Here is an 18,352-nt window from a genome sequence, read left to right as displayed (position 1 = left end):
GGGGCGGGGGCCGCCGGCGGGTCGAGACTGGGGCCATGAGCGAAACCCTCATCGCCCTCGCGGCCCTCGCGACCGGCGTGGCCCTCGGCCTGGTCGTCCGGTTCCCGGGGCGCCGTCGCTCGCCCCGGCGGACGACCGCCGCGCCCGCCGACGTCGGCGCGCTGCTCAACGCCGTGGACGACCTGGAGTACGGGCTGGCCGCGGTGCTGAACTTCGGACCGCTGTCGTCGTCCGAACTGGCCGGCGTGGACCTGACCGCCAAGCTCGAACGGCTCGCGGGCGACCTGCCCAAGGACGTCTTCGCCGCGCTCAGGGGGCTGGTCGGCAAGATCGCGCTGCACCCGTACCCCGAGCGGCACGACCTGCTCGGCGCGGTCCGCGACGACGAGGCGGCGGTGTGGCTCGCGCTGCGCGACGCGATCGGCAGCGGGGCCGCCCAGCACGCGGCGGCCGCGGAGGCGTGCCGGGTGCTGGAGGGTGTCCGCGACGCGCTGCGGCGCGACCCGGGGGTGGCCCGGCGGGAGCTGGTCGGCGTCTGAGGGGCGGTGCGCCCGGCGCGCGGTGACCGCGTCCGGCTGACCGCGTCCGGCTGACCGGGCGCGGTGACCGCGTTCCGGTGAACGCGCGGTGACCGTCCGGAACCGGATGGGGTGACGCGGGCGGCCCTGCGGAGTCCCGGAGGTTCCCGTAACCGGTTCCGGGCGTCCCGCGGCAGGCGTTCCGACCCGGGTGCGGCGACGCGTCGGCTGAGCAGGCATCTCCCCGCCGCGGGCAGGTCCGGACCCTGCCCGGCCATGATCGGGACGGGGTTCCGGGAGCGGTCGTCGGGGTGGTGCGGGGGCTGCTGAAAGTGTGAACGGCGTCGTCACCTTTCGTGGTAATCCGTCCTACGACCTGCCATTTCGTCCCCCGACCGGGGTACATTGGCAGCCTTGGAGGGGTCCTGGTCCACGTTCGGGACCCCTCAGTCACGCCAGGAGCCCGCAGGCCGCGACCCGGCCCACCGAGACGACGGCCGACGAGGAGGCTGGATGTCCGACGACGCGTCGGCCGAGGCGCCCACCGCGCCGTCCCGGTCCACGAACCGCTCCTTCAGCGCGTTCGCGGCCCTGCTCCTCGTCGCGGGCGGGCTGTCCGCGTTCGCCGTCGGCACCTGGCTGCCCGACAACTCCGCCACGCCGAGCCTGCTGTGGACCGGCCCGCTGCTCGTCGTCGGCTTCCTGCTCGCCGAGCAGCTCGCCATCAACGTCGACGTGCGCAGCGGCGTGGCCTGGACCATCTCGTTCACCGAGATCCCGCTCGTGCTCGGCCTGCTCGTCGCGCCGTTCGAGGTCGTGCTCGCCGCGCACGTGGTCGCGGGCGTCGGCACGCTGCTCGGCCGCCGCGTGCTCGACCGGGCGGTCTACAACGCCGGCCTGATGTTCATGGAGATCTCGGTGGCCTTCGCGGTCGCCGAGTGGGTCAAGGACCTGCTCGGCCGCAGCGGCCCGATCTGGGCGGGCGCGTTCGTCGGCACCATCGCCGTGCCGCTGCTGGCCAGCCTGCTCGGCCTGACCGCGCTGCGGATCATGCGCAAGGGCATGCGGCTCGGCCCGGCGGTGCGCCTGGTCGCGCAGACCCTCGTGGTGGCGCTGCTGAACACCTCCGCCGGCCTGGTCGGCTACGAGGTCGCGACGCGCGTGCCGTGGGGCGGCCTGCTCATCGGCCTCGTCTTCGCCGGCATCACGGCCATCTACCTCGCCTACTCGGGCCTGCTGCGCGAGCAGCGGGACCTGGAGGCGCTCAGCGAGGTCTCGCTGCGCGTCGCCCGCTCCGGCAGGCACGCCACCGGCCCGCGCGGCACCGCCCCGGACGCCGGCGACGGCCACGCCGAGGACGACGAGTGGCAGCTGATCGCCGACCGCATCCGCGAGCAGCTCAACTCCAACCGCGTCGTGCTGCGGCTGCGCACCGACCCGCAGGCGCCGATGCGCAGCTTCGTGTCGGGCGAGCCGCTGCCGCCGGGGATGCGCCGCGACGACCCGCGCGTGCTGCGCGAGGACGCCCTGCTCCAGCTGCCCGGCGCGCAGGTGCGGTACTTCCGCGTCGTCGACGCGGGCGAGGAGGCCGCCGAGGCCCTGGCCCGCCGCGACGCGCAGGAGGCGCTGGTCGTGCCGCTGCGCGGCGCCACCCAGCTGCTCGGCGCGGTCGAGGTGCACGACCGGCTCAGCCGGTGGCGCGGCTTCGGCAAGGCCGACATCCAGCTCCTGCGCACGCTCGCCAGCCACCTGTCGACCGCCGTGGACAACCGCAGGCTGCTCGCCCGGCTGCGCCACGACGCCTACCACGACCCGCTGACCGGCCTGCTCAACCGGCCCGGCTTCCGCGAGGCCGCGAGCGAGCCGATGCGCCAGGCCGAGACGGCCGTCGTGGTCCGCGTGGACCTCGACGTGCTGTCCACCGTCTCCGACGCGCTCGGCCAGACCTGGGCCAACCGGATGGTCGTCGCCGCCGGCCGCAGGCTGCGCGACGAGCTGGGCCCCGAGGTGCCGCTGGCCCGCCTGGAGGGCGGCGCGTTCGCCGCGCTGCTGGTGGACCGGCAGACCGGGCGGGTCCGGGAGATCGCCGAACGGCTGCGCGCCGCGCTGTCCGTGCCGTACCCCGTCGACCGGCTCACCGTCGAGGCGGGCGCCGTCGTCGGCTGGGCCACCACGGCGGACTGCGAGGTCGAGGAGCCCGACCCCGACGCCCTGCTCCAGCGCGCCGACGTGGCCGTGCGGGCGACCAGCGAGAACGAGCCGCTGCGCCAGTACGCGCCGAGCATGGGCCAGATCTTCCTGCGCCGCTTCCAGCTCGTCACGCAGTTCCGCTCGGCCCTGGAGAACGGCCAGATCTCCGTGCACTACCAGCCGAAGGTCGCCCTGCCGAGCCGCCAGGTCATCGGCGGCGAGGCGCTGGTGCGCTGGAAGCACCCGGAGTTCGGCCGCGTCGACCCGGACGAGTTCGTGCCCGCCGTCGAGGCCACCGGCCTGGTCGACGTGCTCACCGACTTCGTGATGGACAAGGCGCTGGAGCGGGTGCGGCGGTGGATCGACCGCGGGCTGCGGATGTCCATCGCGGTCAACCTGTCCGTGCGCACGCTCGCCGACGAGGAGTTCCCCGACCGCGTCGCGGCGGCCCTGGTCAAGCACGGGGTGCCGCCGGAGCTGCTCACGTTCGAGCTGACCGAGTCCGGCGTGATGGCCGACCCGGAGCGCGCGCTGCCCGTGCTGCGGCGCCTGCACCAGATGGGTGTCGTGCTGGCCGTGGACGACTTCGGCACCGGCTACTCGTCACTGGCCTACCTGCGGCAGCTCCCGGTGGACGAGGTCAAGATCGACAAGAGCTTCGTGCTCGGCATGGGCACCGACCTCGGCGACATGGCCGTGGTCCGCTCGATCGTGGAGCTGGGCCACTCGCTCGGCCTCACCGTGGTCGCCGAGGGCGTGGAGGACGACGCCGCGCGGGACCAGCTGGTGGCCATGGGCTGCGACGTGGCGCAGGGCTACCTGATCTCCCGGCCGCTGTCCGAGGAGCGCTTCGAGGCGTGGCTGCGGGCGCGGACGGTGCAGGTCAGGGGTGCCCGGGATGAGACGGTGCTCACGTTGGTGCATTGATCGGGACCCCCGATTTCTCTTCTGCGCGAGTGGTGTTGTAGAGTTCTACTCGCTGCAAGAGCAAGCCCCTTTAGCTCAGTCGGCAGAGCGTCTCCATGGTAAGGAGAAGGTCTACGGTTCGATTCCGTAAAGGGGCTCCACAACCGGCCGCGGTGCTCAAGCATCGCGGCTGACTTGTGTACAGCGGTGTAGCTCAGTTGGTAGAGCAAGCGGCTCATAATCGCTGTGTCGCCGGTTCAAGTCCGGCCACCGCTACTCGCAAGATCCCCGCCAGGCGGTAAGCCCGCACTGGGGAACCGGGGTACACGCGCTCTAGGAAGGCAAGGACCGTGGCTGCAACCGACGTACGCCCCAAGATCACCCTCGCGTGCGAGGAGTGCAAGCACCGGAACTACATCACCAGGAAGAACCGGCGCAACGACCCGGACCGCCTGGAGATCAAGAAGTTCTGCCCGAACTGCAAGACCCACCGCGCTCACAAGGAAACCCGCTGAGCCGGTAGCACCACCTCCGACCGAGGCCCGTCCCCCGCGTGGGGACGGGCCTCGTCGCGTATAACCTGCGTGCCGTGCCTCTCGACCAGTCCTACGTCGGACGTTCCTACCCGCCGTCGCCCCCCTACGAAGTCGGCCGCGAGAAGATCCGCGAGTTCGCCGACGCGGTGGGGGAGTCGAGCCCGGCGCACCGCGACCCGGAGGCCGCCCGCGCCCTGGGCTACCGGGACGTCATCGCGCCGCCGACGTTCGCGGTCGTGCTGTCGCTGAAGATCAACGACGTGCTGGTCGAGGACCCCGAGCTGGGCCTGGACTACAGCCGCGTGGTGCACGGCGACCAGACCTTCGTCCACCACCGCCCCATCACGGCGGGCGACCGGCTGTCCGTGTCGCTGCACGTGGACGGCATCACCTCCCGGATGGGCAACGACATGCTGGCGCTGCGCGCCGAGATCGCCACCGAGGACGGCGAACCGGTCACCACCGCCAGGTCGACCCTCGTGGTGCGCGGGGAGGGCTCGTGATCACGGCGTCGGACGTGTCCGTGGGCGACGAGCTGCCACCCCTGTCGCTGCGCATCACCCGCGCCGACCTGGTCCGCTACGCGGGCGCGTCGGGCGACTTCAACCCGATCCACTGGAACGAGCGGTTCGCCCGCGAGGTCGGCCTGCCGGGCGTCATCGCGCACGGGATGCTCACCATGGGCCTCGCCGGCCGGATCGTCACCGCGTGGACCGGCGACCCGGGCGCCGTCGTCGAGTACGGCGTGCGGTTCGGGCGGCCCGTCCCGGTGCCCGACGACGAGGAGGGCGCGCTCGTGGAGGTGACGGGCAAGGTGACCAAGGTCCTGGAGGACGGGACGTTCAAGGTCAACGTGACGGCCTCGTTCGAGGGCAAGTCGGTCCTCGGCGGCGCGTCGGCCCGCGTACGGCTGCGCTAGGGCCCTCCCCGACCCTTTCCCGCGCCCCTCCCGAGGGCTTCAGAAGCCGTCGCAAAGGGCGCTGGCGTGCGCGCCGGTGGCCGTGGCCGAGCGCCGCTCGACGCCGTCCACGGTCACCTCGCACGCCACGTCCCCGCCGCCCTGGCCGATGGTGACGGTGAGGACGCCGCCGACGGGCTCGTCGGGCACGACCAGCTCCTTGCGCCAGGGGAGCGCGGTCAGCTCCTCCCGGCGCGTCCCGGTGCCGTCCCGCTGGAACGTCGAGTAGGTGACGGTGGCCCGCTCGACCGCGCCGCGCACCTCGTAGACCACCCGGACCGGTGGTACCGGGCGGGTGGTCCACAGCACGAGGGCCACCGCCCCGATCACCAGCGCCGCCGCGCCTGCGACAACGGACCACGTGCGGAAGCGCGGTCGTGCGGGCCGTTCGGGCTCCGGCATGGGTCTCCTCGGACGTGGACCGGTGGGGCTGAATGGACCATCGGTGTGACACGACCCGCGGTTACAGCTTCGCCCGAACGGGTTACGGAGGGTCGGGTGCGACGGGGCATCGGGGTGATGCGGATCACCAATGATCACGCGTCGCCGCGGCGTGCTCGAAAACGCCACGAGGCACCCCGGTCGGGGTGCCTCGTGAACGGGTCGGTCGGTCCTCGCTACTTCACCTCGGACAGCAGCTCCGCCATCCGGGTGATGCCGGTCTTGAGGTCGTCGTCGCCCAGGGCGTACGAGAGGCGCAGGTAGCCGGGCGTGCCGAACGCCTCGCCGGGCACCACGGCCACCTCGACGTGCTCCAGGACCAGCGCGGCCAGCTGCACGGTGTCGGTGATCGTCGTCCCGCGCAGCTCCTTGCCGATCAGCGCCTTCACCGACGGGTACACGTAGAACGCGCCCTTCGGGGTCGGGCACTCGACGCCGGGGATCGCCGACAGCATCTCGACGATCGTGCGCCGCCGCCGGTCGAACGCCTCGCGCATCTCGTGCGCCGCGTCCAGCGACCCGGACACGGCCTCCAGGGCCGCGCGCTGCGAGACGTTCGACACGTTCGAGGTCAGGTGCGACTGGAGGTTCGCCGCCGCCTTCACCACGTCCGCCGGGCCGATCAGCCAGCCGACCCGCCAGCCGGTCATCGCGTACGTCTTGGCCACGCCGTTGAGCACGATCGTCCGGTCCGCCATCGCGGGCACGACCGCCGGCAGCGACACCGACTCCGCGCCGTCGTAGACCAGGTGCTCGTAGATCTCGTCGGTGATCACCCACAGGCCGTGCTCCAGCGCCCACTCGCCGATCGCGACGACCTGCTCGCGGGTGTAGACCGAGCCCGTCGGGTTCGAGGGGGAGCACAGCAGCAGCACCTTGGTCCTCGCGGTGCGCGCGGCCTCCAGCTGCTCGACGGTGACCAGGTAGTCGGTCGTCTCGTCGGCCGTGACCTGCACCGGGACGCCGCCGGCCAGCGTGATCGCCTCGGGGTAGGTGGTCCAGTACGGCGCGGGCAGCAGCACCTCGTCGCCCGGGTCCACGATCGTGGCGAACGCCTGGTAGACGGCCTGCTTGCCGCCGTTGGTGATGAGCACCTGCGCGGGCTTCACCTCGTAGCCGGAGTCCCGCAGCGTCTTCGCGGCTACGGCTTCCCGCAGCTCCGGCAGGCCCGCGGCGGGCGTGTAGCGGTGGTTCTTCGGGTCGGCGCACGCGGCCTGCGCGGCGGCGACGACGGCCTCGGGGGTCGGGAAGTCGGGCTCGCCCGCCCCGAAGCCGATCACCGGTCGACCGGCCGCCTTGAGCGCCTTCGCCTTCGCGTCCACCGCGAGGGTGGCGGACTCGGCGATGCCCCCGATGCGCTCGGAGATCCGGGGCAGCTCGGAGGGGGTGGACTCGGTGGTCGTCTCAGGCGTGGCCATGGCCCCAATCGTGGCAGATCGCACAACCGCGCCACCTGCCGGCACCCCCTCTGACCGGGCCAGTTGGAAAGTGGGGTGAGACGTGCCGTATGCTCTGGAACTCGGAACGCCGAGTCGCTGCCTCACGAGCCACGTGAGGGCGCTGCGGGGCGTCTCCAGCCAGGGGGTTCCAACGGTGGGACCTCAAAGGGGCGTAGCTCAACTGGCAGAGCAGCGGTCTCCAAAACCGCAGGTTGCAGGTTCAAGTCCTGTCGCCCCTGCGTCGAAGCGCGAACGTGAGCGGAGGACGGCATGAGCGAGGGCCGCGAGCAGGACCAGCCGGACGAGCGCGAGAGCGCCTCCCGGCCGGTTACCGCCGCAGCGCGGCGCGAGCGCCGTGGTTCCGCGCGACCGGCGGGCCGCAAGGACGTCGAGGCGAAGAAGTCGACCGAGGTCGACTCCGACGCCGAGGCGGACAAGAAGGGTCGCGCCACGCGCTCGCGGACGGACACGGAGAAGCGTCCCAACATCTTCGCCCGGCTCGTCCGCTACGTCCGTGAAGTGGTCAGCGAGCTGCGGAAGGTCATCTGGCCGACCCGCAAGCAGATGATCACCTACACGGGGGTCGTGCTGGTCTTCGTGGCCTTCATGGTGGCGTTGGTCTTCGGCCTGGATTCGGCCTTCGCCTGGGGCATGTTCCGGCTGTTCGGCTGAGCCGAACTCCGCACCGCCCCGGTGGCGGCGGACATGTGATGCATGAGAGGAAGCGAGACCCACAGTGACCTCCGAGAACGGCGTTGACGCCCAGGAGCACACCGACCTGACCGACGAGCAGGACTTCGACGGTGGAGTCGAGGACGTCGAGCAGGACGAGGCGTCGGAGGCCATCGAGGAGTCCGCTTCCGCTGCTGCCGACGACGAGGACGACGAGGACACCGCCGAGTCCGGTGGTGACATCGAGTCCGGCGGCGACATCGAGTCCGGCGGTGACGTCGAGTCCGTCGCGGTCGCCGACATCGACGCCGAGCCCGCCGACCCGGCCGAGGAGATGCGCGACGCACTGCGCCGCGCCCCCGGCGACTGGTACGTCGTGCACTCGTACGCGGGCTACGAGAACAAGGTCAAGACCAACCTCGAAACGCGCATCCAGACGCTCGACATGGAGGACTTCATCTTCCAGGTCGAGGTGCCGACCGAGGAAGTCACCGAGATCAAGAACGGCCAGCGCAAGCAGGTGCAGCGCAAGGTGCTGCCCGGCTACATCCTGGTCCGGATGGAGCTCAACGACGCCTCGTGGAGCGCGGTGCGCAACACGCCCGGCGTGACGGGTTTCGTCGGCGCGACGTCGAAGCCGTCGCCGCTGACCATCGACGAGGTGCTGAAGTTCCTGCTGCCCCAGGTCGAGGAGAAGCCCGCCGCGGGCAAGAAGGCCGCCGCGACCCCGACGAAGTCGACCATCGAGGTGGACTTCGAGGTCGGCGAGTCCGTCACCGTCATGGACGGCCCGTTCGCCACGCTGCCCGCCACGATCAGCGAGGTCAACGCGGACGGCCAGAAGCTGAAGGTCCTGGTGTCGATCTTCGGCCGCGAGACTCCGGTCGAGCTGTCGTTCAGCCAGGTCTCCAAGATCTGATCCGGCTCCCCCGTGCGCGGGGGAGGTCGGCAGCCACGCCGCGGCTGGCAGGGCCGCGCGTGGACACCGCAATGAAGGAACCGAGATGCCTCCCAAGAAGAAGAAGCTCGCAGCTGTAATCAAGTTGCAGATCAAGGCCGGTGCCGCGAACCCGGCGCCGCCGGTCGGCCCCGCGCTGGGTCAGCACGGCGTCAACATCATGGAGTTCTGCAAGCAGTACAACGCCGCGACCGAGTCGCAGCGCGGCACCGTCGTGCCGGTCGAGATCTCCGTGTACGAGGACCGCTCGTTCGACTTCAAGCTCAAGACCCCGCCGGCCGCGAAGCTGATCCTCAAGGCCGCCGGTGTCGAGAAGGGCTCGGGCGAACCGCACCGGCTCAAGGTCGCCAAGGTGACCATGGACCAGGTCCGCGAGATCGCGCAGACCAAGATGGTCGACCTGAACGCCAACGACGTGGACCAGGCGGCGAAGATCATCGCCGGCACCGCCCGCTCCATGGGCATCACCGTCGAAGGCTGACCGTCCCCCCGTACGTCGGTAGTTCGTGGGAGAGCCACGCGCTGGCTCGCCACCACAACTGATCCACTTAAGGAACAGAAGCATGAAGCGCAGCAAGGCGTACAAGAACGCCGCCGAGCTGGTGGACCGGGAGCGGCTGTACTCGCCGCTGGAGGCCGCCAAGCTCGCCAAGGAGACGTCCAAGGTCAAGCTGGACGCGACCGTCGAGGTCGCCATCCGGCTCGGCGTCGACCCCCGCAAGGCCGACCAGATGGTCCGCGGCACCGTGAACCTGCCGCACGGTACGGGCAAGACCGCCCGCGTGATCGTCTTCGCCACGGGTGACAAGGCCGCCGAGGCCGAGGCCGCCGGTGCCGACGCGGTCGGCTCCGAGGACCTGATCGCGCGCATCCAGGACGGCTGGCTCGACTTCGACGCCGCGATCGCCACGCCCGACCAGATGGCCAAGGTCGGTCGCATCGCCCGCATCCTCGGCCCGCGCGGCCTGATGCCGAACCCGAAGACCGGCACCGTGACGCCCGACGTCACCAAGGCCGTCGTCGACATCAAGGGCGGTAAGATCAACTTCCGCGTCGACAAGCAGGCCAACCTGCACCTCGTCATCGGCAAGGTGTCGTTCGACCCGGAGAAGCTGGTCGAGAACTACGCCGCCGCGCTGGACGAGATCCTGCGCGCGAAGCCGTCCGCCGCGAAGGGCCGGTACCTGAAGAAGGTCACCGTCTCGACGACGATGGGCCCCGGCATCCCGGTCGACCCGAACCGGACCCGGAACCTGCTGACCGACGAGGCGACCGCCTGACCTCGGTTCGACAGCTCCGCGAAGCGCCCCCCGGCCCCGTGCCGGGGGGCGCTCCCGCGTTCAGGGGCAGGCGGGTTCGGCCTCGTAGCCGGTGATCGCCCAGCTCGAACTGGGCTGCTTGGTGAGCGTGAACTTGCCCAGCGCCGGACCACTGCGCACGGTGAGCGCGCAGGAGCTGACCTCGACCGAACCCGATGCGGGCACGGCGCGCATGTCGGCGGGGAAGCCGAGCTGGCGGTAGGTGCTCACGTCCGTCACCCGCTCCTTCAGCTTGGCCACCGCGGCCTCGCAGTCGGGTGCGCCGAATGCCTCCGCGAACGCCTTCTCCGGTCCGTCGTCCTTGAAGTACGAGCACGCCTGGCCGCCGTCACCGGTGCCGACGTGCTTGTAGAACAGGGCGATCGTGCCGTTGTTGCCGTACGGGGTCTGGGGCGCGGTGACGTTGTTCTCCACGCCGCCGCTGTCCACCGCCACGTCACCCGGGTCGTCGCCGCCGAAGTACTGCCCGTAGAAGTGGTTCGCGATCAGCAGCGCGACCACGAGGTACACCAGGCGGCGGAAGAGCTTGCTGCCCAGCAGGGTTTTCCACAGCGGCTTGCGCGGTGGCGGCGGGGGTGGGGCCACCGGGGGGTACGGGTACGGCTGGGGTTGCTGGAGTTGGCCCGGCGGGGGCTGGCCGGGTGGGGACTGGCCCGGCGGGAGGGCCTGGGGGCCGCCGGCGCCCTGGGCCTGCTGGAAGCGCTGGAACTCCTGGAACCTCTGGAACTCCTGGAACTGCCTCAGCTGTTCCGGGTCGAGGTCCGGTGGCGGCGGGTTCCGGGGCGGCTCTTCGGTCACGCGTCACATCATGCCGATTTGGAGGCCGCCTGCCACCTGCCGTACGCTGGGGAACGGTTCACCGAAGACCGCTGGTCATCCGAGTCATGTCATTTGACTTAGAACGAAGGCCCCGCGATGCGGGCGACCCGCGCAGGAGAACGAGGAAGTAGCAGGCCGTTCCGGTCTGTCACGCCCCGTGCTGCTGCGCAGGGGCGTTTTTTGTTGCGCGGAGCCCTCTCCCGGCGGTCACCAAAGCCCAGAGAGGAGGCGATCATGGCGAAGCCCAGCAAGGTTTCGGCCGTCGCCGAGCTGTCGGACAAGTTCCGCGGTAGCTCGGCCGCCGTCGTCACCGAGTACCGTGGCCTCTCCATGGCGCAGCTCACCACGCTGCGTCGCGCTCTCGGCGCGGGCACCACGTACACCGTTGCGAAGAACACGCTGGTCAAGCGTGCCGCTGAGGACGCGGGCGTCCAGGGCCTCGAAGCCCTGCTCGTCGGCCCCACGGCCATCGCCTTCGTCGAAGGCGAGCCGGTCGACGCGGCGAAGGCCCTGCGTGACTTCGCGAAGGACAACAAGGCCCTGGTCATCAAGGGCGGCTACATGGATGGCCGCCCGCTCTCGGTCGACGAGGTCACCGCCATCGCGGACCTCGAGACCCGTGAGGTGCTGCTCGCCAAGCTGGCGGGCGCGATGAAGGGCAACCTGGCCAAGGCCGCGGGTCTGTTCAACGCCCCGGCTTCCCAGGTCGCTCGCCTGGCTGCTGCCCTGGTGGAGAAGAGGTCCTCGGAGGCGCCCGCCGCCGACGAGGCCGACGCTCCCGCCGAAAGCTGATCACACCCGAAAACTCCGCGTCCCGGCCGCAGTTCGGGCGTTGAAAGAAAGGACCGCCATCATGGCGAAGCTCAGCACCGACGAGCTGCTCGACGCGTTCAAGGAGATGACCCTCCTGGAGCTGTCTTCCTTCGTGAAGCAGTTCGAGGAGACCTTCGAGGTCACCGCCGCCGCCCCGGTCGCCGTTGCCGCTGCCGGCCCGGCCGCCGCTGCCGCCCCCGCCGAGGAGGAGAAGGACGAGTTCACCGTCGTCCTCGAGGGCGCCGGCGACAAGAAGATCCAGGTCATCAAGGTCGTCCGCGAGGTCGTCTCGGGCCTGGGCCTGAAGGAGGCCAAGGAGCTCGTCGAGTCCGCTCCGAAGCCGCTCCTGGAGAACGTGGCGAAGGACGTCGCCGACGCCGCCAAGGAGAAGCTCGAGGCCGCCGGCGCCAAGATCTCGCTCAAGTGATCTAGCGCTCCAGGCACCGCCGAGGGCGGGCACCCACACCGGGTGCCCGCCCTCGTGCTGTTCAACGGGGTGCGCGCGTCGGCGGACCGGACTGGAAAAAGTTGCCTACTCGTGGGTAGGGTCGGGTCGGTGGCGGGCGTCACGTCGTTACCCAGTTGAGACACCGTTGGGCCAACTGGCGAGTAACCACGGCACGACGCCCTCGTTGCACCGGTATGACGGCGGCCTGGCCGGCGTCGGCACGGTGCCGTTGACCGGGAGGTGTGATGGGCGCTGAGGTGGTCGTCGAGGGCCTGACGAAGTCCTTCGGCAAGCAGACCATCTGGCGGGACGTCACGTTGTCCCTCCCGCCGGGCGAGGTCAGCGTGATGCTGGGACCGTCGGGCACGGGCAAGTCCGTCTTCCTGAAGTCGCTGGTCGGCCTGCTCAAGCCGGAGCGCGGGAAGATCGTCATCAACGGCACGGACCTGGTCCGCTGCTCCGAGCACAAGCTGTACGAGATCCGGAAGCTGTTCGGCGTCCTGTTCCAGGACGGCGCGCTGTTCGGCTCGATGAACCTCTTCGACAACGTGGCCTTCCCGCTGCGCGAGCACACCCGCAAGACCGAGGCCGAGGTCCGGCGCGTCGTGCTGGAGAAGATGGAGATGGTCGGCCTCGTCGGCGCGGAGAAGAAGCTCCCCGGCGAGATCTCCGGCGGCATGCGCAAGCGCGCGGGCTTGGCGCGGGCGCTGGTGCTCGACCCCGAGATCATCCTGTGCGACGAGCCGGACTCCGGCCTCGACCCGGTGCGCACCGCCTACCTGAGCCAGCTGCTGATCGACCTGAACTCGCAGATCGACGCGACCATCCTGATCGTCACGCACAACATCACGGTGGCCCGCACCGTCCCCGACAACCTGGGCATGCTGTTCCGCCGCGAGCTGGTCATGTTCGGGCCCCGCGAGGTGCTGCTGACCAGCGACGAGCCGGTCGTGGAGCAGTTCCTCAACGGCCGCCGCCTCGGCCCGATCGGCATGTCCGAGGAGAAGGACCAGGCCACGATGGCCGCCGAGCTGGCGCACAAGGAGGCGGGCCACTCGGACGGCTCGCCCGACGAGGACGTGCGCGGCGTCGTGCCGCAGCTCGAACCGACGCCCGGCCTGCCGCCGCGCGGCGCGGTCCGCCGCCGCAAGGACCGGGTGATGAGCATCCTGCACACCCTGCCGCCGGACGCGCAGAAGGGCATCATCGCGAGCCTCACGCCCGACGAGCAGCGCCACTACGGCGTGCCGGCGGGCGCCACCCGGCCGGTCCCCGCGAGCCCCAGCCCGTGGCCGCGGCACGGGGGCGTGCTGTGAGCACGCCGGCGACGTTCCCCGGCGCCGGGGCCCTGCGCGAGACCGGCCGCATGTTCGCGCTCGGCATCGACGTGGTGCGCGGCACGTTCCGCCGCCCGTTCCAGCTGCGGGAGTTCATCCAGCAGTGCTGGTTCGTGGTGAGCGTGACGGTGCTGCCCACGGCGCTGGTGTCGATCCCGTTCGGCGCGGTCATCGCGCTCCAGATCGGCAGCCTGACCCGGCAGATCGGCGCCCAGTCGTTCACCGGCGCGGCGAGCGTGCTGGCGATCATCCAGCAGGCCAGCCCGATCGTGACGGCCCTGCTCATCGCGGGCGCGGGCGGCAGCGCCATCTGCGCCGACCTGGGCAGCCGCAAGATCCGCGAGGAGATCGACGCGATGGAGGTGCTGGGCGTCTCGCCGGTCCAGCGCCTGGTGGTGCCCCGCGTGCTGGCCACGATGCTGGTGGCCGTGCTGCTCAACGGCATGGTCAGCGTCGTCGGCGTGATGGGCGGCTACTTCTTCAACGTGATCCTCCAGGACGGCACGCCCGGCGCGTACCTGGCGAGCTTCAGCGCCCTGGCGCAGCTGCCCGACCTGTGGATCTCCGAGATCAAGGCGCTGATCTTCGGGTTCATCGCGGGCATCGTCGCCGCCTACCGCGGCCTCAACCCGGCGGGCGGACCGAAGGGCGTGGGCGACGCGGTCAACCAGGCCGTCGTCATCACGTTCCTGCTGCTGTTCTTCGTGAACTTCGTCCTCACCACGATCTACCTCCAGGTCGTCCCGGCGAAGGGGAGCTGAGGTGGCCACGATCGGCAACCGGGTCCGCAAGGCGGCGAACGCGCCGCTGGCGGTGCTCGACACGTTCGGCGACCAGCTGTGGTTCTACCTGCGCGCGCTCGCCTGGACGCCGCGCACGCTGACCCGCTACCTGCGGGAGACGCTGCGGCTGCTGGCCGAGGTGAGCTTCGGCTCCGGCGCGCTGGCGGTCATCGGCGGCACCATCGGCGTGATGGTCGGCCTGTCGGTGTTCACCGGCACGGTCGTGGGCCTCCAGGGCTTCACCGCGCTCAACCAGATCGGCACGTCGGCGTTCGCGGGTTTCGTGTCGGCCTACTTCAACACCCGCGAGATCGCGCCGCTGGTGGCCGGCCTCGCCCTGAGCGCGACCGTGGGGTCGGGCTTCACCGCCCAGCTCGGCGCGATGCGGATCTCCGAGGAGATCGACGCGCTGGAGGTCATGGGCATCCCCAGCATGCCGTTCCTGGTCACCACGCGGATCATCGCGGGCTTCGTCGCGATCATCCCGCTGTACGTGATCGGCCTGCTCACCAGCTACCTGGCGGCGAGGTTCATCACCGTCGAGTTCTACGGGCAGTCGGCGGGCACCTACGACCACTACTTCAGCCTGTTCCTGCCACCGGTGGACGTGCTCTGGTCGTTCGCCAAGGTGCTCGTCTTCTCCGTGGTGATCATCCTGACGCACTGCTACTACGGCTACCGGGCGTCCGGCGGTCCGGCGGGCGTGGGCATCGCGGTCGGCCGCGCGGTGCGCACCGCGATCGTCACGACCAGCCTGCTGGACTTCTTCCTGAGCATGGCGATCTGGGGCACGACGACGACGGTGAGGATCGCCGGATGACGCTCAAGAGGCGACTCCTCGGGGTCGTGTTCCTCGCCGTGATCGCGCTGTTCCTCACGTTCACGGTGGCGCTCTACAACGACGCGTTCACGAAGGTCGTGAAGGTGACGCTGAAGACCGACCGGGTCGGCAACCAGCTGCTGGTCGACTCGGACGTGAAGGTCCGCGGCATGGTCGTCGGCCACGTCGACGGCATCCGCACCTCGGGCGACGGCGCCGAGCTGGACCTGGCGCTCGACCCCGACCAGGTCGGGCACATCCCGGCGAACGTCTCGGCGCGCCTGCTGCCGAAGACCCTGTTCGGTGAGCGGTACGTCAACCTGGTGCTGCCCGAGCGGGAGGACGGGCCGCTGGGCGAGGGCGACGTCATCGAGCAGGACCGCTCCAGCGGCGCGGTCGAGCTGGAGCAGGTGCTCGCCGACCTGATGCCGGTGCTCCAGGCGGTGCAGCCGGAGAAGCTGGCGACCACGCTGTCCGCGGTGTCGCAGGCGCTGGAGAACCGGGGCGAGCCGCTGGGGGAGACCCTGGTGCAGCTCGACTCGTACCTGGGGGAGCTGAACCCCGAGCTGCCGAAGCTCAAGGAGGGCATCAGCCGGCTCGCGGACGTGTCGAACACCTACGCCGACGCCGCGCCCGACCTGGTGCGCGCCCTGTCCGACGCCACGGTCACCAGCCGCACGCTGGTCGACCAGCGCGAGAACCTGCTCGCCGTGTACGGGGCGCTGACCACCACCTCGGTCGACGTGAACAGCTTCCTCGCGGTGAACAAGAACAACCTGATCCAGCTCGCGGACGTGTCGCGGCCGACGCTGGAGCTGCTGGCGAAGTACGCGCCCGAGTACCCGTGCCTGCTCAAGGGCCTGGCCGAGTTCAAGCCGATCATGGACCAGGTGTTCGGCAAGGGCACGGACGAGCCGGGCCTGCACATCACGCTGGAGGTCACCGCGAACCGCGGCAAGTACGAGCCGGGCAAGGACGAGCCGGAGTACGCCGACAAGCGCGGTCCCCGCTGCTACGACATCGTGCCGCGGCCCGACCCGTTCCCGCAGTACCCGCCGGAGGGCCCGGTGGAGGACGGCTCCACGTCGCCGCCGCCCGCGCGTTCGGCCACCGACGGCGTGCTGCCGCCGAACACCGGCGTGATCCGCGAGGACGGCACGGTCGTGTCCTCGTCCCACGGCGCGCCGGTGCTGGCCAACTCGCCCGCCGAGCAGGACTTCCTGGCCGCGCTGCTCGCGCCGGAGGTCGGTCTGGAGGAGGAGCAGATGCCCAGCTTCACGGCCCTGCTGCTGGGCCCGCTGTACCGGGGAGCGGAGGTGACGGCATGAGGTCGCTGGCCGCGCCCCTGGTCAAGCTGGGCGTCTTCGCCGTCGTCACGGTCCTGGCGACGGCGCTGCTCGCGGTGACCATCTCGAACGCGAACTTCGCCGACGGCACCGGCTACGCGGCCCGGTTCACCGACGTGACCGCGCTCAACGAGGGCGACGACGTGCGCATCGCGGGCGTCCGGGTCGGCCAGGTCGAGGAGATCCGGGTGGTGGACCGCCGGGTCGCCGAGGTGGAGTTCTCCCTGGAGGGCGACCGCACGCTGCCCGTCTCGGCGACCGCGACGATCAAGTACCGCAACCTCGTCGGCCAGCGGTACATCGCGCTGGAGCACGGCGTGGGCGACGCGGCGGCGCTCAAGCCCGGCGACGTCATCCCGCTGGAGCGCACCAGGCCGGCGCTGGACCTGACCGTGCTGTTCAACGGCTTCAAGCCGCTGTTCCAGGCGCTCGACCCGGAGGACGTCAACCAGCTGTCGAGCGAGATCGTCCAGGTCCTCCAGGGCGAGGGCGGCACGATCGACAGCCTGCTGCGGCACACCGCGTCGCTGACCTCCACGCTGGCGAGCCGCGACCAGGTGATCGGCGAGGTCGTCACGAACCTCAACGCGGTGCTCGACACCGTGAACTCACGCGGCGAGCAGGTGTCGACGCTGGTCACGACGGTGCAGGAGCTGACGACGGGCCTCGCGGGCGACCGGCAGCCGATCGGGGAGGCGATCAGCGCGCTCGGCGACCTGACCACCGCCACGGCCGGCCTGCTGGCGGAGGCGCGGCAGCCGCTCGAGGACGACATCGCGAACCTCGGGCTGGTCTCCCAGACGCTCGCGGACAACGAGGCCGTGGTCGAGGGCGTCATCCAGCGGCTGCCCGGCAAGATCGAGGCGATGACCCGGACCGCGTCCTACGGGTCCTGGTTCAACTTCTTCCTCTGCGAGGGCACCGGGCAGGTGGCCGTGCCGCCGATCATCAACGACCCCGTCCCGATCACGGCACTGCCGGTCACCCAGGCGAGGTGTCGCCCGTGAAGCACGACCAGTCACCGCGCGGGGAGCGCAACCCGATCACCGTCGGCGCGGTCTCGCTGACCGTCATCGCGCTGCTGCTGCTCGCCGCGTTCTACTCCGACGACCTGCCGATCGTCGGCGGCGGCACCACGTACTCGGCGGAGTTCTCCGAGGCCGCGGGCCTGGTGCCGTCGAACGAGGTGCGCGTCGCGGGCGTCAAGGTCGGCAAGGTGACCGACGTCGAGCTGGCCGGCGACCGGGTGCTGGTGTCGTTCAAGGTCAAGGACGCCTGGGTGGGCGACCGCAGCACCGCGACGATCCGGATCAAGACGCTGCTTGGCCAGAAGTACCTGGCCCTGGACCCGCAGGGGTCGCAGCCGCTCGACCCGGGCGACCCGATCCCGCGTGAGCGCACCCTGTCGCCGTACGACGTGCAGGAGGCGTTCAACGGCCTGGCCTCCACGGTCGGCGACATCGACACCCAGCAGCTCGCGGACAGCTTCCAGGTGCTGTCGGAGACCTTCCGGGGCTCGGCGGAGAGCGTCCGCGGCGCCCTGGACGGCCTGTCGGCGCTGTCGAAGACGATCTCGTCGCGCGACGAGGAGCTGGCCGCGCTGCTCGCCAACACCAACGAGATCACCAAGACGCTGTCCGACCGCAACGAGCAGTTCGAGAAGCTCCTCGCGGACGGCAACCTGCTGCTGGCGGAGCTGGCCAAGCGGCGCGACGCGATCTCCGCGCTGCTCCGCGGCACCCGCGAGCTGTCCCGCGAGCTGGCCGGCCTGGTGGACGACAACCAGGCGCAGCTGCGGCCCGCGCTGGAGCAGCTCGACCGGGTGACGACGGTCCTCCAGCGCAACCAGGACACGCTGGACCGCAGCCTCGCGCTGATGGCGCCGTTCTACCGGGTGTTCGCGAACACCCTCGGCAACGGCCGCTGGTTCGACGTCTACATCTGCGGCCTGCTGCCGCCGTCGGTGAACCTCGGCGTGGTCGGCTTCAACGAGGAGGGCTGCCTCCCGCCCGGTGTGCGGCGCTCCGCTCCGACGCAGGGGGGCAACTGA

The 18,352-nt window shown here is 70.8% G+C and carries 20 protein-coding genes and 3 tRNA genes; 20 read left to right on the top strand and 3 right to left on the bottom strand.

Annotation, left to right across the window (positions count from 1 at the left end; translation table 11 throughout):
- The first annotated feature begins 35 nt into the window (after positions 1-35).
- The 7 genes from ACR807_RS07735 (at position 36) to ACR807_RS07705 (ending at position 5,069) form a co-directional block, all read left to right on the top strand.
- Positions 36-539, top strand: coding sequence for a hypothetical protein (locus tag ACR807_RS07735; RefSeq protein WP_438920512.1), 504 nt, complete (start codon positions 36-38; stop codon positions 537-539).
- Positions 540-1,031: 492 nt separating this feature from the next.
- On the top strand, positions 1,032-3,635 hold the full coding sequence (locus ACR807_RS07730) for a putative bifunctional diguanylate cyclase/phosphodiesterase (protein WP_438920511.1): 2,604 nt from the start codon (positions 1,032-1,034) through the stop codon (positions 3,633-3,635).
- 64 nt (positions 3,636-3,699) lie between these two features.
- Positions 3,700-3,775, top strand: a tRNA-Thr gene (locus ACR807_RS07725).
- A 42-nt stretch (positions 3,776-3,817) separates the two neighbouring features.
- Positions 3,818-3,890 (top strand) — tRNA-Met (locus tag ACR807_RS07720).
- 74 nt (positions 3,891-3,964) lie between these two features.
- Positions 3,965-4,129, top strand: coding sequence for a 50S ribosomal protein L33 (gene rpmG, locus ACR807_RS07715; protein ID WP_015105301.1), 165 nt, complete (start codon positions 3,965-3,967; stop codon positions 4,127-4,129).
- Positions 4,130-4,203: 74 nt separating this feature from the next.
- Positions 4,204-4,653, top strand: coding sequence for an FAS1-like dehydratase domain-containing protein (locus ACR807_RS07710; RefSeq protein ID WP_438920510.1), 450 nt, complete (start codon positions 4,204-4,206; stop codon positions 4,651-4,653).
- The gene (locus tag ACR807_RS07705; RefSeq protein ID WP_438920509.1) at positions 4,650-5,069 is read left to right on the top strand and encodes a MaoC family dehydratase; all 420 of its coding nucleotides are present in this window, start codon (positions 4,650-4,652) and stop codon (positions 5,067-5,069) included. Before ACR807_RS07710 ends, ACR807_RS07705 begins: the two co-directional genes overlap by 4 nt.
- A 39-nt stretch (positions 5,070-5,108) precedes the next feature.
- Here ACR807_RS07705 and ACR807_RS07700 read toward each other — a convergent pair whose 3' ends face one another.
- On the bottom strand, positions 5,109-5,510 hold the full coding sequence (locus ACR807_RS07700) for an MmpS family transport accessory protein (RefSeq protein WP_438920508.1): 402 nt from the start codon (positions 5,508-5,510) through the stop codon (positions 5,109-5,111).
- Positions 5,511-5,725: 215 nt separating this feature from the next.
- The gene (locus ACR807_RS07695; RefSeq protein ID WP_438920507.1) at positions 5,726-6,967 is read right to left on the bottom strand and encodes a pyridoxal phosphate-dependent aminotransferase; all 1,242 of its coding nucleotides are present in this window, start codon (positions 6,965-6,967) and stop codon (positions 5,726-5,728) included.
- Between the two features lie 187 nt (positions 6,968-7,154).
- On the opposite strand from ACR807_RS07695, the gene ACR807_RS07690 reads away from it, so the two are divergent.
- The 5 genes from ACR807_RS07690 (at position 7,155) to rplA (ending at position 9,898) form a co-directional block, all read left to right on the top strand.
- Positions 7,155-7,227: transfer RNA gene (locus ACR807_RS07690), tRNA-Trp, on the top strand.
- A 31-nt stretch (positions 7,228-7,258) separates the two neighbouring features.
- Positions 7,259-7,660, top strand: coding sequence for a preprotein translocase subunit SecE (secE, locus tag ACR807_RS07685; protein WP_438920506.1), 402 nt, complete (start codon positions 7,259-7,261; stop codon positions 7,658-7,660).
- 64 nt (positions 7,661-7,724) lie between these two features.
- Positions 7,725-8,579, top strand: coding sequence for a transcription termination/antitermination protein NusG (nusG, locus tag ACR807_RS07680; protein WP_438920505.1), 855 nt, complete (start codon positions 7,725-7,727; stop codon positions 8,577-8,579).
- A gap of 85 nt (positions 8,580-8,664) precedes the next feature.
- A complete protein-coding gene (gene rplK, locus ACR807_RS07675) occupies positions 8,665-9,099 on the top strand; it encodes a 50S ribosomal protein L11 (RefSeq protein WP_306743667.1) in 435 nt (144 codons plus the stop codon).
- An 82-nt stretch (positions 9,100-9,181) separates the two neighbouring features.
- Entirely contained in the window at positions 9,182-9,898 is a 717-nt protein-coding gene (gene rplA, locus ACR807_RS07670; protein WP_438920504.1) for a 50S ribosomal protein L1, read from the top strand.
- A 60-nt stretch (positions 9,899-9,958) separates the two neighbouring features.
- Here the strand turns inward: rplA and ACR807_RS07665 are convergent, their stop codons facing one another.
- A complete protein-coding gene (locus ACR807_RS07665) occupies positions 9,959-10,735 on the bottom strand; it encodes a hypothetical protein (RefSeq protein ID WP_438920503.1) in 777 nt (258 codons plus the stop codon).
- 255 nt (positions 10,736-10,990) lie between these two features.
- Here ACR807_RS07665 and rplJ point away from each other — a divergent pair, with 255 nt between their 5' ends.
- The 8 genes from rplJ (at position 10,991) to ACR807_RS07625 (ending at position 18,352) form a co-directional block, all read left to right on the top strand.
- Positions 10,991-11,548, top strand: coding sequence for a 50S ribosomal protein L10 (gene rplJ, locus ACR807_RS07660; protein ID WP_438920502.1), 558 nt, complete (start codon positions 10,991-10,993; stop codon positions 11,546-11,548).
- A gap of 61 nt (positions 11,549-11,609) precedes the next feature.
- The gene (rplL, locus tag ACR807_RS07655) at positions 11,610-11,996 is read left to right on the top strand and encodes a 50S ribosomal protein L7/L12 (RefSeq protein ID WP_438920501.1); all 387 of its coding nucleotides are present in this window, start codon (positions 11,610-11,612) and stop codon (positions 11,994-11,996) included.
- A gap of 266 nt (positions 11,997-12,262) precedes the next feature.
- A complete protein-coding gene (locus ACR807_RS07650; RefSeq protein ID WP_438920500.1) occupies positions 12,263-13,333 on the top strand; it encodes an ABC transporter ATP-binding protein in 1,071 nt (356 codons plus the stop codon).
- Positions 13,334-13,383: 50 nt separating this feature from the next.
- Positions 13,384-14,115 carry an MlaE family ABC transporter permease gene (locus tag ACR807_RS07645; RefSeq protein WP_438920515.1) on the top strand — a complete coding sequence of 244 codons (732 nt, stop codon included), beginning with the start codon at positions 13,384-13,386 and terminating at the stop codon, positions 14,113-14,115.
- Between the two features lies 1 nt (position 14,116).
- Entirely contained in the window at positions 14,117-14,956 is an 840-nt protein-coding gene (locus ACR807_RS07640) for an MlaE family ABC transporter permease (protein ID WP_438920499.1), read from the top strand.
- On the top strand, positions 14,953-16,284 hold the full coding sequence (locus tag ACR807_RS07635; protein ID WP_438920498.1) for an MCE family protein: 1,332 nt from the start codon (positions 14,953-14,955) through the stop codon (positions 16,282-16,284). Before ACR807_RS07640 ends, ACR807_RS07635 begins: the two co-directional genes overlap by 4 nt.
- Positions 16,281-17,309 (top strand): MCE family protein, encoded by a 1,029-nt coding sequence (locus tag ACR807_RS07630; RefSeq protein ID WP_438920497.1) that lies wholly within the window; start codon positions 16,281-16,283, stop codon positions 17,307-17,309. Before ACR807_RS07635 ends, ACR807_RS07630 begins: the two co-directional genes overlap by 4 nt.
- Positions 17,306-18,352, top strand: coding sequence for an MCE family protein (locus ACR807_RS07625; protein WP_438920496.1), 1,047 nt, complete (start codon positions 17,306-17,308; stop codon positions 18,350-18,352). Before ACR807_RS07630 ends, ACR807_RS07625 begins: the two co-directional genes overlap by 4 nt.

This window comes from Saccharothrix sabaoui, from assembly GCF_051756985.1.
In the GTDB taxonomy this organism is placed as follows: domain Bacteria; phylum Actinomycetota; class Actinomycetes; order Mycobacteriales; family Pseudonocardiaceae; genus Actinosynnema.
The sequence above is the reverse complement of the archived record's forward strand: the minus strand, read 5'-3'. Positions and strand labels throughout refer to the sequence as shown.

Bases quoted from the DNA above. Each gene is read 5' to 3' on its own strand.
- ACR807_RS07635 (WP_438920498.1), top strand. From the start codon at position 14,953: ATGACGCTCAAGAGGCGACTCCTCGGGGTCGTGTTCCTCGCCGTGATC.
- rplK (WP_306743667.1), top strand. From the start codon at position 8,665: ATGCCTCCCAAGAAGAAGAAGCTCGCAGCTGTAATCAAGTTGCAGATC.
- rplJ (WP_438920502.1), top strand. From the start codon at position 10,991: ATGGCGAAGCCCAGCAAGGTTTCGGCCGTCGCCGAGCTGTCGGACAAG.
- ACR807_RS07730 (WP_438920511.1), top strand. From the start codon at position 1,032: ATGTCCGACGACGCGTCGGCCGAGGCGCCCACCGCGCCGTCCCGGTCC.
- ACR807_RS07630 (WP_438920497.1), top strand. From the start codon at position 16,281: ATGAGGTCGCTGGCCGCGCCCCTGGTCAAGCTGGGCGTCTTCGCCGTC.
- ACR807_RS07650 (WP_438920500.1), top strand. From the start codon at position 12,263: ATGGGCGCTGAGGTGGTCGTCGAGGGCCTGACGAAGTCCTTCGGCAAG.
- ACR807_RS07700 (WP_438920508.1), bottom strand. From the start codon at position 5,510: ATGCCGGAGCCCGAACGGCCCGCACGACCGCGCTTCCGCACGTGGTCC.
- ACR807_RS07735 (WP_438920512.1), top strand. From the start codon at position 36: ATGAGCGAAACCCTCATCGCCCTCGCGGCCCTCGCGACCGGCGTGGCC.
- ACR807_RS07645 (WP_438920515.1), top strand. From the start codon at position 13,384: ATGTTCGCGCTCGGCATCGACGTGGTGCGCGGCACGTTCCGCCGCCCG.
- rplL (WP_438920501.1), top strand. From the start codon at position 11,610: ATGGCGAAGCTCAGCACCGACGAGCTGCTCGACGCGTTCAAGGAGATG.
- ACR807_RS07695 (WP_438920507.1), bottom strand. From the start codon at position 6,967: ATGGCCACGCCTGAGACGACCACCGAGTCCACCCCCTCCGAGCTGCCC.
- secE (WP_438920506.1), top strand. From the start codon at position 7,259: ATGAGCGAGGGCCGCGAGCAGGACCAGCCGGACGAGCGCGAGAGCGCC.
- rplA (WP_438920504.1), top strand. From the start codon at position 9,182: ATGAAGCGCAGCAAGGCGTACAAGAACGCCGCCGAGCTGGTGGACCGG.